The sequence below is a fragment of the Diaphorobacter ruginosibacter genome, from assembly GCF_040396215.1.
In the GTDB taxonomy this organism is placed as follows: Bacteria; Pseudomonadota; Gammaproteobacteria; order Burkholderiales; family Burkholderiaceae_C; genus Diaphorobacter_A; species Diaphorobacter_A ruginosibacter_A.
Genome location: NZ_JBEBOW010000010.1, coordinates 1 through 15,483 on the forward strand (window position 1 = coordinate 1; position 15,483 = coordinate 15,483).

Below are 15,483 nucleotides of genomic sequence, written 5' to 3' on the forward strand. Positions count from 1 at the left end.
TCTCAGGCCAGCGTCTTGCGCAGCCAGTCCGCGAACGCCGAGCATTCCCAGCGGTCCATGGTGCCGGTTTTCCAGCACAGATAGTGCGCATGGGGGCTGGGCGCGATGATGTTGTCGAACAGGCGCACGAGCGTGCCCTGATCGAGCCAGGGCGCGCCGAGCTTCAGCCGCACCAGAGCCACGCCCATGCCGGCGGCGGCGGCGTCGCACATCAGGCCGACGTCGTTGAACTGCGACCCCTCGCTGGGCGCGGGCCAGTCCAGTCCACAGACGTCGAACCAGCTTCTCCAGGGCTCGAGCGGGCTGCGCAGAAGGGGAATGCCTTCGAGGTCTTCGGGCCGCTCGAAGGGGCCGTGCTCGCGCACGAAGCCCGGTGACGCCAGCGGCGTGACGATGTCGCGCGCCAGCTCGATGTGTTCCATGTCGGCATAGTGGCCGGGGCCGAAGCGCACGACCAGGTCGGCGTCCTCGGCCACCACGTCGAGCAGCGGAATCGAGACCTGCAGCGCGAGGTCGATTTCCGGATAGGCCTCGGTGAACTGGCGCAGGCGCGGAATCAGGATGGCTCTGGCAAAGGTGGGCGTGACCGCCAGTTTCAGGCGGCGCTTGCCGGGCGCGCTGGCCGCGCCGGGAAAGCGCTGGAGCGCCCCCAGTCCTTCGCGCACGTGGGCGAGATAGGCGCTGCCGTCCGTGGTCAGCGAGAAATCGGCCCGCCCGAACAGGCGCGTGCCGAGTATCTGCTCGAGCTGCTTGACGCGGTGGCTGACCGCGCTGGGCGTCACGCACAGCTCCTCGGCGGTGAGTGTCACGCTGCGCAGCCGCGCCAGCGCCTCGAAGGTGAGCAGGCACTGGATGGGCGGGATGCGGCGCAGCGCGCTGGAGTCAGCGCTCATGGGAATGGGGGTGGGGGCGCTGCTCATGTCGTGGACCCTGGTGGATAAGCCGCTGTGCCGGAAAGTCCCGCGGGCTATTTGAAGATCACGGTCTTGTGGCCGTTCATCAGCACGCGGTGCTCGCTGTGCCATTTCACCGCGCGGGCGAGGACCTGGCTTTCCGTGTCGCGGCCACGGGCGGTGAGATCTTCGACGGTGTCGGAATGGCTGGCGCGCGCCACGTCCTGCTCGATGATCGGGCCTTCGTCCAGGTCGGCGGTGACGTAGTGGGCCGTGGCGCCGATCAGCTTCACGCCACGGTCATGGGCCTGGTAGTAGGGTTTCGCGCCCTTGAAGCTGGGCAGGAAGCTGTGGTGGATGTTGATCGCGCGGCCGGAGAGCTTCTTGCACAGATCGTCGGACAGGACCTGCATGTAGCGCGCCAGCACGACGAGTTCGGCCCCTTCCGCCTGGATGATCTCGAACTGCCTTGCTTCGGCCTGCGCCTTGGTCGCCGCCGTCACGGGAATGTGATGGAAGGGAATGTTGTAGCTGGCCGCCAGTTGGTAGAAGTCGCGGTGGTTGCTGACGATGGCGCGGATGTCGATGGGCAGCAGGCCCGACTTCCAGCGGAACAGCAGGTCATTCAGGCAATGGCCTTCCTTGCTGACCATGATGACGGTCTTCATCGCCTCGCTGGTGGTGTGCAGGCTCCAGCGCATTTCATAGGCGGCGGCGAATTCCGCCAGGTCGGCCCTCAGTGTCGCGGCGTCGGGATCGTCGCACGCAAATTGCACGCGCATGAAGAACAGGCCCGTGGCTTTGTCGTTGTATTGGGCGGCTTCTTCGATGTTGCCGCTGCGTTCGGCGAGGAAACCGGAAACCGCATGGACCAGACCGACGCGGTCGGCGCAGGAAAGGGTCAGGATGTAGGAATCGTTCATAGATAGGAGGCGATTGTCGCTCTTCCGGCGGGCGCGGCCGCCGAATCGGGTCATTTGTTGCCTGCGGCCAGGATGGGCTGGCGGGGGCAAGGGGCGCGAAGAGCGCCCGACACTATAGATATCTTTTCTTTTCGAGGCGCGGCGGTGTGGAAATTGATCGATGCGCCGCCGCGTTCCGCGGCGCGGCGCCAAGAGATATCACCGCGCATCGACCTTGTCCTGGCGCCCATCGCCGCCTTTGTGCTGGCGCCACTGGCGGCGCAGCTCCGCGCAGTGATCCCTGGGCGCGAGCGCGGGTGTGACGACGATGGCGTCCGCCTCCGCTTCGGTGGATGCTCCCGCGCCGGCGGTCTGCGCCATCACGGCCCGCACCTCGAGCGCCTCGGGCAGCCACTGCGCCACGCCCAGGCGCTTGCGCACATGTCCGTTGCCCGCGATCAGCAGCACGATGCGGCCCGGCTGCAGGGCGCCTTCGATGGTCTTGGCCATGCTCTCGTCGCGGGCGAGTTGAACCCGCGCCATCGGCTGCAGTTGCGTTGGGGGGAGCAGGCCGCAATGCCCTTCGCGGATGGCGTCGATCTGCATCCGCATTTCCTCCGGACCCAGCTTGCCGTCAAACCTCGGGTCCTTCATGGTTTCCGGCAGGAAGGCGCGCGGCAGGTTGCCGCCCAGCACCGGCACGCCGGCGCGCACGGCGGCCATCACGGCGGGGCCATAGGACGCCCAGGGCCAGGCAGCTTCATCCCAGCGCAGGGCGGCCTGCGCCTGGGCCTCGGTGGCGGTCGGCGCGAGCGCCCGGGTGGATGCGCCAGCGTCCGCCATCTCCAGCACCAGCGCCGCGAGCTGCTGGCTGGATGCCAGGGCGCGCACCGTGTCGGCCTCGAGCGCATGATGCGCATCGGCGTCATGCTGCTCGCCCAGCAGGAGAACGTCGGCTGGCAACAGGGCGTCGAGCTGCCGGCGCCAGGCCGCGAATGAATCCGTGGAAGCCAGGCGCACCTCGGGAGTGTCTGGCGACCGGCCGCCGCCGGGGTGCGCGCATCCGGCCAGCACAGCGGCCAGGGCGGCGCATGTGAGCCAATGGCATGGTGGCAGTGGAGTAGATTTGTTGAGAATCATTCTTGATAACTGTTGATTGCCTGGGGTTATTGAAGCTGCTGTCGCGCTCGAAAACGTTGATCTACGCGGGTTTCGGGAGACTCTCGGCGCGGTGGACCTTGGCATGGCGATAATCGGGCATCATGTAAATCAATGTCAGAATTTTCCCTGTAGGTAATGCACCTTATTTGCTCAAATCGTGAGCTCTATTCTGAATTGCCTGCTATCGAAATCTTTTGATGAAGGTCTGGGTCTTGACGCAGGATCAGACTTTTGAGGGCCAAAAGGTGTAGAAACACTACCTGGCTTTTCCCGTGTGCGCCGAGCCTGGCGAGCACCGTATTTTTCCCTTTTCTCCCGTCACCGTCCCCGGAGTGAACCCGTCCATGAAGCGCGAATCTGCTGATCTGGCTCCCACCTTGCCCATGCAACCCATCAGTCTCGATGTTCTACGCGAGAAATACTTCAAGAACGACGAGAAGGATGTGGAGGAGCTGTATCAACGCGTGGCCCGCGCGCTCGCTTCGGTGGAACGCGAGGAGTTGCGCGAGCCGCTGCAGGCGCGTTTTCTCGACAACCTGCGGCTGGGCGCGATCGGCGCCGGCCGCATCATGAGCGCTGCGGGCACCGACATCCAGGCCACGCTCATCAACTGCTTCGTGCAGCCGGTGGGCGACTGCATCCAGGGCGTGGACGACGCCGGCTATCCGGGCATTTACGAGGCGCTGCGTGAAGCCGCCGAGACCATGCGGCGCGGCGGTGGCGTGGGATACGACTTCTCGCGCATCCGCCCGCGCGGCGCGCAGGTCAAGGGCACGGCGTCCATGGCCTCCGGTCCCTGCAGCTACATCAACGTGTTCGACCAGTCCTGCTCGACGGTGGAGAGCGCTGGCGCGCGCCGTGGCGCGCAGATGGGCGTGCTGCGCATCGATCACCCGGACGTGCTGGATTTCATCACCGCCAAGCGCACGCCGGGCCGCTGGAACAATTTCAACGTGTCGGTGGGCGTTCCCGATGATTTCATGGACGCGGTGGAAGCGGACGGGCAGTGGGAGCTGGTTCATGCCGCCGAGCCCGGCGAGGAACTGAAGCGGGCCGGCGCGCGCCAGCGCTCCGACGGCCAGTGGGTCTATCAGACGCTGCGCGCCCGCGAGCTGTGGGACACGATCATGAAGTCGGCCTACGACTTCGCCGAGCCGGGCATCCTGTTCCTCGACCAGATCAACACCGACAACAACCTGCACTACGTCGAGAAGATCCAGGCGACCAACCCATGCGGCGAGCAGCCGCTGCCGCCCTACGGCTGCTGCGATCTCGGACCCATCATCCTCACGCGCTTCGTGCGCAATCCGTTCGGCATCCACGGTGATGCGCAGTTCGACTTCGATGCGTTCGAGGCCTCCGTGGCGACGCAGGTGCGGGCGCTCGACAATGTGCTGGACCTGACGTTCTGGCCGCTGGAGCAGCAACGCGCGGAATCGTCGGCCAAGCGCCGCATCGGCGTGGGCTTCACCGGCATGGGCAATACGCTGGCCATGCTCAAGCTGCGCTATGACCGCAAGGACGGGCGCGACATGGCGGTCAGGATCGCCGAGCGCATGCGCAACGCGGCCTATACCGCTTCGGTGGAGCTGGCCAAGGAAAAAGGCGCTTTCCCCAAGTTCAAGGCGGACGGCTACCTGAAGGAAGGCACGTTTGCGAGCCGCCTGCCCGAAGAGATCAAGAAAGCCATCCGCAAGCACGGCATCCGCAACAGCCACCTGCTGTCGATCGCGCCCACGGGCACCGTGAGCCTGGCCTTTGCCGACAACGCCTCCAACGGCATCGAGCCGCCGTTCTCGTGGACCTACACGCGCCGCAAGCGCGAGGCCGACGGCAGCAAGAGCGAATATGTCGTCGAGGACTACGCATGGCGCCTGTACCGGACGCTGGGCGGCGACGTGAACGAGCTGCCCGGGTATTTCGTGAGCGCGATGGACATGTCCGCCTCCGATCACGTGGCCATGATGGAGGCGGTGCAGCCGTTCGTGGACACCGCCATCTCCAAGACCGTCAACGTGCCGGAAGACTATCCATACGACGATTTCAAGAGCCTGTATCTGCAGGCCTGGCATTCAGGCCTGAAGGGGTTGGCGACCTATCGCCCCAACAGCATTCTGGGCGCGGTGCTGGAAGTCACGCCTGCCGCGAAGCCGGAGCCGGCGGCGCTCACCCCTGAAGTGCCGCCGTACGACCCCATGCGCGCGGTGATCGAAAGCCGTCCCAAGGGCGTGCTCTCGGCCGTTGCGGAGAAGCTGGAATACTGGACGCAGGAAGGGCACAAGGCGCTGTACCTCATCGTCTCTTTCCTGCCGGTTCCCGACGGCCGCGGCGCGACGGTCGAGCGCGCCATCGAGTTCTTCATGCCGGTGGGGCAAAGCGGCGAGTCGCAGCAGTGGATCACCTCCAGCATGCGGCTGCTCTCGCTCGCGGCGCGCGGCGGCTTCCTGGAGCGCGCGCTCAGCGACATGCGCAAGGTGGCCTGGGATCGCGGCCCGGTGCGCCTGGGCTTCCATGTGAAGGATGACGGCACGCGTGTGCCGATGTGGCACGACTCCGAAGTCGCGGCCATTGCCTATGCGGTGCAGAACATTCTTGCATTGCGCGCGGCGCCGCAGCAGCAGGTGCTGCCGCTGGAGGAGCCGACGCCTTCGGCCAGCACGGAAATATCGGCGACCGGCACGCCGCCCGCCATGGCGGGCAAGAAATGCCACGAATGCGGCGCGCATGCGGTGATCCGCAAGGATGGCTGCGACTACTGCACACAGTGTGGAGCGCTCGGCAGCTGCGGCTGAAGGTGCCGGCCGACCGGCCGGACCCGCCTGGATGCCGTTGCGGCGATTGAAGCATCCGATTGAAGCATCCATCAGGCCTTGCATGTCGAGCGTGCAAGGCCTGATGTCTTTGAATCATTGCACGTGCGAGTCCGCTCAGGTACGTGCCATTCTTCATTTTCCGGGGTGTTCGTCCGGCGTTACTTGGGTAAAAAATTGATACAAGTCAATTTTTAACAATTGCTCCCAACATAGACTGGAGCAATGTCAAGAATGCCATCGCTGTCCACGAAATTGCTGGTGCTGGGCATCATCTTTTTGCTCGGAGCGCTGGCGTCCATAGGCTTCACGCTTTGGGTGACCTGGCGGCTCGAGGGGAGCGCGGCGGCCGTCAACGAGGCCGGGCGGTTACGCATGAATGTGATGCGCATGGTGATCGCCCAGCAGCAGGAGACGCCCGCGGAGCTGAATCAGCGGATGAAACGATTCGATGAATCGCTGGAGCTGCTGCGTCAGGGCGATCCCTCGCGTCCTTTGTTCGTGCCATGGAACGACGATGCACGCCGGTATTCGGAGCAGGTTCGAGCCAACTGGGAGGCGCTCAAGTCGGATTGGCAGGCATCGGAAGGCATTGATGTGCGAGAGTCCACCGAGCGCGCCGATGAGCTGGTCGGGCAGGTCAACCAGTTTGTCGAGGCCATCGAGAGCCAGATTGCGCGGCTGACCGCCGCGCTGCATCTGTTTCAGCTGTTCATGGTGGCCGTGGCCATCGGCTCGGCGGTGGCGTTCATTGCGCTGAGCTATCTGCTGGTGCTCAACCCCGTCTCGCGCCTGCAGGAAGCGCTGGCGCGCGTGCGCCAGGGCGATCTGCGCACCCGCGTGGAGGTGGACACCAACGATGAATTCGGCCAGCTCAACGCGGGCTTCAACCTGATGGCGCATGCGCTGCAATCCTCGCACGAGGATCTGGAGCGCAAGGTGCATGAGAAGACCGCCAGTATCGAGATACAGAACCAGCGGCTGGCGGCCCTGTACGCGGTGAGCGCGCTCACCAGCGAGGCGGAGGATCTGCAATCTCTCACCCGCAGGTTCATACAGCAGGTCAAGGCGATCGCGCATTGCGATGCGGCCGTGGTGCGCTGGGCCGACGAGACCAACCAGCGCTTCATGATGCTTGCATCGGACGGCATGCCCGAAACGGTGCAGATGGAGGAGCAATGCCTGATGGCCGGGTCGTGTGAATGCGGCAAGCCCCAATCCGGTCCGCAGGTGATTTCGCTGGTGCGGCGCGGACAGCGGCAGGAATGGCAGTCGCATTGCGCGCAGGAGGGTTTCAAGGCGCTGGTGAGTATTCCGGTGCAGATCCAGCAGCGCGTGCTCGGTGAAGTCGATCTGTTCTACCGTTCCGCTCCGGTCATGAGCGATGATCTACGCGACCTGCTGTGCACCATGGCGCATCACCTGGCCAATTTCATGGAAAGCATGCGCGTTACGGCGCTCGAGCGCGAGGCTGCCGTGTCGGAAGAGCGCAGCCTGATCGCGCGCGGACTGCACGACTCGATCGCGCAGTCGCTGGCGTTCCTGAAGATCCAGACGCATCTGCTGCGCGAAGCCGTTTCCAAGAATGACGTGAGCGCGCGGGACCGCAGCATGGACGAGCTCGAGATCGGCGTGCGCGAGTGCTACAACGACGTGCGCGAGCTGCTGGTGCACTTTCGCACGCGCACGCAGAACGAGGACATCGAGGCGGCGCTGCGTTCGACGCTCTCCAAGTTCGAGCATCAGACAGGCATCGCCACCTTGCTGACGATGTCCGGCTACGGCTATCCGCTGCCGCCCGACGTGCAGATCCAGGTGCTTCACATCATGCAGGAGGCGCTCTCCAACGTCCGCAAGCATTCGCATGCGCAGCATGTGGAACTGCGCGTGCAGCGCCATCCATTCTGGCTCTTTGAAGTGCATGACGACGGCCGCGGTTTCGATCCGGGCCAGATACCGCCCGACTCGTTGCACGTGGGGCTGGGCATCATGGAGGAGCGCGCAAAGAGGATCGGCGCGGTGCTGCAGATCCAGCCCGACCGCTTCGGCAAAGGCACGAGCGTGATCCTGCGGCTTCCCCAGACCCTGACGCCGTCGGTGGTGAATCCCGCGGGCGACGATGCGCGCGGTGATGCTGGCGGGGATATCGGCGTCGGCGATCAGGCGGCCGAGTTCCCGGGCGCGCTCAAGGAGGCCGTATGACCCAGGCTGTGTCCGTATTCCTCATCGACGACCACACGCTGATGCGGCGCGGGCTCATCGCCTTGCTGTCGCAGCAGCACGACCTGGCCGTGGTCGGCGAAGCCGCCGATGCGGCCCAGGCGTTGCGGCTCGTGCCGGAACTGCAGCCCGACGTGATCCTGCTGGACAACCATCTGCCGGGCGTGAAGGGCGTCGACGCGATCGCCGGACTGCGCGAGGCATCGCCCCGCAGCCGGATTCTGATGTTGACGGTCAGCGAGGACGGCCATGACCTGGCTGCCGCGCTGCGCAATGGCGCGCAGGGCTATCTGCTCAAGACCATCGAGGGCCACATGTTGGCGGACTCCATCCAGCGGGCCATCCGCGGCGAGTCGGTGGTGAGTCCCGAGTTGATGGGAAAGCTGGTGGATGCGCTGCGCGCGCGGGACTCCGACGAAGAGGCCGCAACGGCGATGGATGAGGATACCCAGGCGCTTTCCCCGTTGTCTCCGCGTGAGGAGGAGGTGCTTGGACACATCGCATCGGGCGCCAGCAACAAAGAGATTGCACGCGCTCTGGAAATTGCAGAAACTACGGTCAAGATCCATGTGCAGCATATCCTGCGCAAACTGGGTGTTTCCTCGCGTGTACAGGCGGCAGTCTACGCATCGGACAGATCGCGTGGAGTGGACCGCCAGCAGTCTTGATAGCGGCATTGCACTCGCCCGCTCGCAACCCTGCACTTTTCGGAATGTGTTGGTGTTTTCTTGGTAGTAAGTAGTTCTTTGGAACTACCTCTGTCGTAGCCGCCATCGTTCTTTTGCACTGCTGTCGGCATACGGCTGGAGGATGTTCAAAAGCAGGGGAAACCCTGATCATGAAACCCTATCCAAAAAGAGGGCTCATCAATGGTCAAAACGTCGAATAGCGTCACGTCAGATGCCAGCGTACGTACGGTTGACAGCGCACAGACGACACGCCGCGCGTGGTCGGTGCTCATCGTCAGCACTTTGGCATTCACGGTTTGCTTCATGGTCTGGATGATGTTCGGCGTGATCGGAATTCCGATCAAGAAAATGCTGAACCTGAACGCCACGCAGTTTGGATTGCTCACCGCCATGCCCGTGCTGACGGGCTCTCTGGTGCGTGTGCCGCTTGGCATCTGGACCGACAAATACGGTGGCCGCATCGTGATGGCCGTGCTCATGGTGCTGACCGTGCCGGCCATCTGGATGATGGGCTATGCCACGGAGTACTGGCACTTCCTCGTGGCGGGTTTGTTCGTCGGACTGGCGGGCGGCTCGTTCTCGGTGGGCACACCCTACGTCGCCCGCTGGTTCCCCAAGAGCCGCCAGGGCACGGCGATGGGCATCTACGGCGCCGGCAACTCCGGAGCGGCGGTCAACAAGTTCGTCGCTCCCGTGATCCTGGTGGCTTTCGGCTGGGCAGCCGTGCCGCACGTGTATGCCGCCATCATGCTGGGCGCCGTCATCCTGTTCTGGCTCTTCAGCTACAGCGATCCATCGCATCTGGTGTCCAGCAACGTGAGCTTTGCCGAACAGCTCAAGGCATTGAAGGATCCGCGTGTTCTCAAGTACTGCCAGTACTACAGCATCGTGTTCGGCGGCTACGTCGCGCTGTCGCTGTGGATGGTGCAGTACTACGTCGGCGAGTACGGCCTCGACATCCGCGTGGCCGCCCTGCTGGCTGCCTGCTTCTCGCTGCCCGGCGGTGTGCTGCGCGCCATTGGCGGCGTGCTGAGCGACAAATACGGAGCCCACTCCGTCACCTGGTGGGTGATGTGGGTGAGCTGGATCTGCCTGTTCCTGCTGTCCTATCCGCAAACGGATTTCACGATCCTCACGGTGGACGGTCCCTCCACGTTCCACATCGGTCTGAATGTCTATGTGTTCACCGGCCTGATGTTCATCCTTGGCATTGCCTGGGCCTTTGGCAAGGCCAGCGTATTCAAGTACATCAGCGATGACTACCCCGGAAACATCGGAGCGATCAGCGGCATCGTGGGCCTGGCCGGAGGCATGGGCGGCTTCGTGCTCCCCATCATGTTCGGCATGCTCATGGACTGGACGGGCATCCGCTCGAGCGCCTTCATGTTGATGTACGGCGTGGTCTGGGTATCGCTCATCTGGATGTATTTCACCGAGGTGCGGCGCGCCAACGTGATGTCTGCGTAAGCGCGTCATATCGAACCGAATTTTCTCAGGAGACTTTATGTCGAATGCAACTTCAACGCAGAACGGGCACCGCCAAGGCCGCGTGCTCACGCTCTGGACGCCGGAGGACAAGGCCTTCTGGCAGCGCGAGGGCGAAGCCATTGCCCGCGTGAATCTCTGGATCTCCGTGCCGGCCCTGTTCCTCGCATTCTGCATCTGGCAGGTCTGGAGCGTGGTCGCCGTGAACCTGCCGGCGATGGGCTTCAAATATTCCACCAACCAGCTATTCTGGCTTGCCGCGGCGCCGGCGCTCTCGGGCGCGACGCTGCGCATCTTCTACTCGTTCATGATCCCCGTGTTCGGCGGACGGCGCTGGACGGCCATCTCCACGGCTTCGCTGCTGCTGCCGGCCATCGGCATCGGGTTCGCGGTGCAGGACAACACCACCAGCTATCCCACGATGCTGATGCTGGCGCTGCTGTGCGGCTTGGGCGGAGGCAACTTCAGCTCGAGCATGGCCAACATCAGCTTCTTCTTCCCCAAGGAACGCAAGGGCTCGGCGCTCGGCGTGAATGCGGGGTTGGGCAATCTGGGCGTGTCCGTGGTGCAGTTCCTGAGCCCGCTGGTCATCACCGCCGGCGTGTTCGGCGTGCTGGGCGGCGATCCGCAGGTCGTCACGAAGGCCGGGCAGGCGCAGACCATCTGGGCGCAGAACGCGGCATTCATCTGGGTGCCATGGATTGCCATCACCTCGGTGGCCGCATGGTTCGGAATGAACGATATCGCGGACGCGAAGGCCAGCTTCGCAGACCAGGCGGCGATCTTCCGCAACAAGCACAACTGGGTGATGTGCGTGCTGTATCTCGGCACCTTCGGCTCGTTCATCGGCTTTGCGGCGGGCTTTCCCCTGCTCATCAAGGCGTTGTTCCCGGACGTCAATCCGCTCACGTATGCCTGGATGGGCCCTCTGGTCGGCGCGGTGACCCGGCCTTTTGGCGGGTGGCTGGCGGACAAGGTCGGTGGCGCCAAGGTCACTTTCTGGAATTTCGTCGTGATGGCGCTGTGCGTGCTCGGTGTCCTGTATTTCCTTCCCAAGGGCACTGGCGGCTTTGAGTTCCCGATGGGGCCGGCCGAAGGCAATTTCGCGGGCTTCTTCGTGATGTTCCTACTGCTGTTCTGCACCACGGGCATCGGCAACGGTTCCACCTTCCGGATGATCCCCGTGATCTTCCTCTCGCAGAAGCTGCGCGGCGTGCGCGAGGACGATGAAGCCGCCCGCGCGGAAGCCCTCAAGGAAGGCAATACCGAAGGCGCGGCTGCCATCGGCTTTGCCGGCGCGCTGGGCGCATACGGCGGCTTCTTCATCCCCAAGAGCTACGGCAGTTCCATTACGGCCACCGGTGGGCCGGAGCTCGCGCTGTGGTGCTTCACGGTTTTCTATGTTCTTTGCGTGGTTATTACCTGGTGGTTCTATTCCCGCAAGAACGCCGAGATGCCCTGCTGACAGCTCCGTTTTTCCACATATCTATAACAAGACAAGTTCATTTTTGGAGTTCCACGATGAGCCACTTTCTCGACAGACTCACGTATTTCTCGCAACCGAAGGAGAACTTCTCCGACGGGCATGGCCAGACCAATGGCGAGGACCGCACATGGGAAGATGCATACCGCGACCGCTGGGCCCACGACAAGATCGTCCGCTCCACGCACGGCGTGAACTGCACCGGCTCGTGCTCATGGAAGATCTATGTGAAGGGTGGCATCGTCACTTGGGAAACGCAGCAGACGGACTATCCGCGCACGCGCCCGGATATGCCCAATCACGAGCCCCGCGGTTGCGCGCGGGGCGCCAGCTACAGCTGGTATCTGTACAGCGCCAACCGCGTGAAGTACCCGATGGTGCGCGGTCGCCTGCTCAAGCATTGGCGCGCGGCGCTGGCCGTGGCGCAGAGCCCGGTCGATGCCTGGGCGAGCATCGTCGAGAACCAGGACGCCCGCAGCGAATGGCAAAAGCAGCGCGGACTGGGCGGCTTTGTCCGCAGCACCTGGGATGAGGTCAATCAGATCATCGCCGCGGCCAACATCTACACCATCAAGAAGCATGGGCCCGACCGGGTGATCGGTTTCTCGCCGATCCCCGCCATGTCGATGATTTCATACGCCGCGGGCAGCCGCTACCTGAGCCTGATCGGCGGCGTCTGCATGAGCTTCTATGACTGGTACTGTGACCTGCCGCCTTCGAGCCCCCAGACCTGGGGCGAGCAGACGGACGTGCCCGAATCGGCCGACTGGTACAACTCCACCTACCTCATCGCCTGGGGCTCCAACGTGCCGCAGACCCGCACGCCCGACGCCCACTTCTTCACGGAAGTGCGCTACAAGGGCGCGAAGATCGTGGCCGTCACGCCCGACTATTCCGAAGTCGCCAAGCTGGCCGATCTGTGGATGCACCCGCAGCAGGGAACCGACGCCGCGGTGGCGATGGCCATGGGCCACGTGATCCTCAAGGAGTTCTACTTCGACAAGAGGAGCGCGTACTTCGACGAATACGCGCGCCGCTATACCGACCTGCCGCTGCTGGTCGCGCTCAAGGAGAAGAAGCTGGCCAATGGCCGCACCGCGCTGGTGCCCGACCGCTATGTGCGCGCGAGCGATTTCAACTCCGCGCTGGGCCAGGACAACAACCCCGACTGGAAGACCGTGGCCTATGAAGAGGACGGCCGCGTGGTGGTGCCCAATGGCTCCCTCGGCTTCCGCTGGGGCGCCGAAGGCCGCGGCGACCAGGGCCTGTGGAACCTCGAGACGAAAGAGGCGACGGATGGCCGCGAGGTGCGCCTGCAGCTCTCGGTCCTGGAGAACGCCAGCACGGCGCACTCCGTGGCCGACGTGGCGTTCCCGTATTTCGGCGGCGTGCAGTCGCCCAACTTCAAGCACAACGAGCAGGACGGTGACGTCCTCGTGCGCCGCGTTCCGATCTCGCACATGGAACTGTCGGGCGACGGCATCGAAGGCCGCGTGGCCGTGGCGACGGTGTTCGACCTGCTGGCCGCGAACTACGGCATTTCTCGTGGTCTCGAGGGCGAGGGGCAGACCATAGGCTACGACGACAACGTGCCCTATACACCTGCATGGCAGGAAAAGATCACCGGCGTGCCGCGTGATCAGGTCATCAGGACGGCGCGCGAGTTCGCCGACAACGCCGACAAGACGCAGGGCAAGTCCATGGTCATCATCGGCGCGGCCATGAACCACTGGTACCACTGCGACATGAACTACCGCGGCATCATCAACATGCTGATGCTGTGCGGCTGCATTGGCCAGAGCGGTGGCGGCTGGGCGCATTACGTGGGCCAGGAAAAGCTGCGCCCGCAGACCGGCTGGACGGCGCTCGCGTTCGCGCTCGACTGGATTCGTCCGCCGCGCCAGCAGAACTCCACGAGCTTCTTCTATGCGCACACCGACCAGTGGCGCTACGAAAAACTCGGCGTGGAAGAAGTGCTCTCGCCGCTGGCCGACCGCGGCAGCTACAGCGGATCGATGATCGACTACAACGTGCGCGCCGAGCGCATGGGCTGGCTGCCCAGCGCCCCGCAGCTCAAGGCCAACCCGCTGCAAGTGGTGCGCGACGCCCAGGCGGCCAACGTCGATGCCAAGGACTATGTCGTGCGGGGCCTCAAGGACGGCTCCATGGAGATGAGCTGCGAGGATCCGGACCATCCGGCCAACTGGCCGCGCAACATGTTCGTGTGGCGCTCCAACATCCTGGGCTCGTCGGGCAAGGGGCATGAATACTTCCTCAAGCATCTGCTGGGCACCACGCATGGCGTGCAGGGCAAGGACCTGGGACCGGAAGAAGCCAAGCCCGAGGAAGTGAAGTGGCACGCACAGGCTCCCGAAGGCAAGCTCGACCTGCTGGTCACGCTCGACTTCCGCATGAGCACCACCTGCCTGTATTCCGACATCGTGCTGCCGACGGCGACCTGGTACGAGAAGAACGACCTCAACACCAGCGACATGCACCCGTTCATCCATCCGCTGTCCGCCGCGGTGGACCCCGCATGGCAGGCCAGGAGCGACTGGGAAATCTACAAGGGCTTCGCCAAGTCGTTCAGCGAGCTGTGCGTCGGCCACCTGGGCGTCGAGAAGGAAGTGGTGCTCACGCCCATCATGCACGACACTGCCGCCGAACTCGCGCAGCCCTACGGCGTGAAGGAGTGGCGGCGCGGCGAGTGCGAGCTCATTCCCGGAAAGACGGCGCCGCAGATCGCCGTCGTCGAGCGCGACTACCCGAACGTCTACAAGCGCTTTACCGCACTCGGCCCGCTGATGGAGAAGATCGGCAACGGCGGCAAGGGCATCGGCTGGAACACGGTCACCGAAGTCGATCAACTGCGCGAGCTCAACGGCAGCGTGCGCGAAGAGGGCGCCACCCAGGGCATGCCGCGCATCGTGAGCGACATCGACGCCACGGAGGTGGTGATGATGCTGGCTCCCGAGACCAATGGCCATGTGGCGTGCAAGGCCTGGGACGCGCTCTCCAAGCAGACGGGCCGCGATCACGTGCACCTGGCGCTGCATCGCGAAGACGAGAAGATCCGCTTCCGCGACATCCAGGCGCAGCCGCGCAAGATCATCAGCTCGCCTACCTGGTCGGGCCTCGAGAGCGAGAAGGTCAGCTACAACGCCGGCTACACCAACGTGCATGAGCTGATTCCATGGCGAACGCTTACCGGCCGCCAGCAGTTCTATCAGGACCACCCGTGGATGCGCGACTTCGGCGAAGGCTTTGCCAGCTATCGTCCGCCCGTGCACCTGAAGACGCTGCACGAGGTCGAAGGCAAGAAGCCCAACGGCAACCCCGAGATTGCGTTGAACTTCATCACGCCGCACCAGAAGTGGGGCATTCACAGCACCTACAGCGACAACCTGCACATGCTCACGCTCAATCGTGGAGGTCCGGTCGTCTGGTTGAGCGAGGACGACGCCAAGCGCGCCGGCATCGTGGACAACGACTGGGTGGAACTCTTCAACGCCAACGGCGCGATTGCGGCGCGCGTGGTGGTCAGCCAGCGCGTGAGCCAGGGCATGGTGATGATGTACCACGCACAGGAGAAGATCATCAACACGCCGGGCTCGGAGATCACCGGCACGCGTGGGGGCATCCACAACTCGGTCACCCGGATCGTGCTCAAGCCCACGCACATGATCGGCGGCTATGCGCAGTTCAGCTACGGCTTCAACTATTACGGAACGATCGGCACCAACCGCGACGAGTTCGTGCTGGTGCGCAAGATGCGCCGTATCGACTGGCTCGACGAAGAACAACAAGGCAACATAGCGCACGCCTGAGTGGCGCCATAAG

General features: G+C 64.0%; 10 protein-coding genes. 6 read left to right on the forward strand and 4 right to left on the reverse strand.

The window, feature by feature from the left end:
* Nucleotides 1-2: 2 nt before the first annotated feature.
* The 3 genes from ABWP92_RS02800 to ABWP92_RS02810 form a co-directional block, all read right to left on the reverse strand.
* Nucleotides 3-893: a LysR substrate-binding domain-containing protein gene (locus ABWP92_RS02800; RefSeq protein WP_502907436.1), complete on the reverse strand. Its 891-nt coding sequence runs from the start codon at nucleotides 891-893 to the stop codon at nucleotides 3-5.
* 74 nt (nucleotides 894-967) lie between these two features.
* Nucleotides 968-1,816, reverse strand: coding sequence for a formyltetrahydrofolate deformylase (purU, locus tag ABWP92_RS02805; protein ID WP_353233826.1), 849 nt, complete (start codon nucleotides 1,814-1,816; stop codon nucleotides 968-970).
* 198 nt (nucleotides 1,817-2,014) lie between these two features.
* Complete coding sequence (locus ABWP92_RS02810; protein WP_353233827.1) at nucleotides 2,015-2,935, reverse strand: ChaN family lipoprotein; 921 nt, start codon at nucleotides 2,933-2,935, stop codon at nucleotides 2,015-2,017.
* 365 nt (nucleotides 2,936-3,300) lie between these two features.
* Between ABWP92_RS02810 and ABWP92_RS02815 the strand changes: the two genes are divergently transcribed.
* From ABWP92_RS02815 to ABWP92_RS02825, 3 genes are all read left to right on the forward strand, one after another.
* A complete protein-coding gene (locus ABWP92_RS02815; RefSeq protein ID WP_353233828.1) occupies nucleotides 3,301-5,748 on the forward strand; it encodes an adenosylcobalamin-dependent ribonucleoside-diphosphate reductase in 2,448 nt (815 codons plus the stop codon).
* 243 nt (nucleotides 5,749-5,991) lie between these two features.
* Nucleotides 5,992-7,968 carry a type IV pili methyl-accepting chemotaxis transducer N-terminal domain-containing protein gene (locus tag ABWP92_RS02820; protein WP_353233829.1) on the forward strand — a complete coding sequence of 659 codons (1,977 nt, stop codon included), beginning with the start codon at nucleotides 5,992-5,994 and terminating at the stop codon, nucleotides 7,966-7,968.
* The gene (locus tag ABWP92_RS02825) at nucleotides 7,965-8,654 is read left to right on the forward strand and encodes a response regulator (protein ID WP_353233830.1); all 690 of its coding nucleotides are present in this window, start codon (nucleotides 7,965-7,967) and stop codon (nucleotides 8,652-8,654) included. The genes ABWP92_RS02820 and ABWP92_RS02825 overlap by 4 nt, the downstream gene beginning before the upstream one ends.
* A 146-nt stretch (nucleotides 8,655-8,800) precedes the next feature.
* Here ABWP92_RS02825 and ABWP92_RS02830 read toward each other — a convergent pair whose 3' ends face one another.
* A complete protein-coding gene (locus ABWP92_RS02830) occupies nucleotides 8,801-8,980 on the reverse strand; it encodes a hypothetical protein (RefSeq protein WP_353233862.1) in 180 nt (59 codons plus the stop codon).
* On the opposite strand from ABWP92_RS02830, the gene ABWP92_RS02835 reads away from it, so the two are divergent.
* Genes ABWP92_RS02835 through ABWP92_RS02845 form a run of 3 tightly spaced genes read left to right on the forward strand, consistent with a single transcriptional unit; the run spans nucleotide 8,940 to nucleotide 15,470 of the window.
* Nucleotides 8,940-10,142 (forward strand): MFS transporter, encoded by a 1,203-nt coding sequence (locus ABWP92_RS02835; RefSeq protein ID WP_353233860.1) that lies wholly within the window; start codon nucleotides 8,940-8,942, stop codon nucleotides 10,140-10,142. The two genes, ABWP92_RS02830 and ABWP92_RS02835, sit on opposite strands and share 41 nt — an antisense overlap.
* A gap of 37 nt (nucleotides 10,143-10,179) precedes the next feature.
* Complete coding sequence (locus tag ABWP92_RS02840; protein WP_353233831.1) at nucleotides 10,180-11,625, forward strand: NarK family nitrate/nitrite MFS transporter; 1,446 nt, start codon at nucleotides 10,180-10,182, stop codon at nucleotides 11,623-11,625.
* 56 nt (nucleotides 11,626-11,681) lie between these two features.
* Nucleotides 11,682-15,470, forward strand: a complete 3,789-nt coding sequence (locus ABWP92_RS02845) for a nitrate reductase subunit alpha (RefSeq protein ID WP_353233832.1) — start codon at nucleotides 11,682-11,684, stop codon at nucleotides 15,468-15,470.
* Nucleotides 15,471-15,483: the final 13 nt, after the last annotated feature.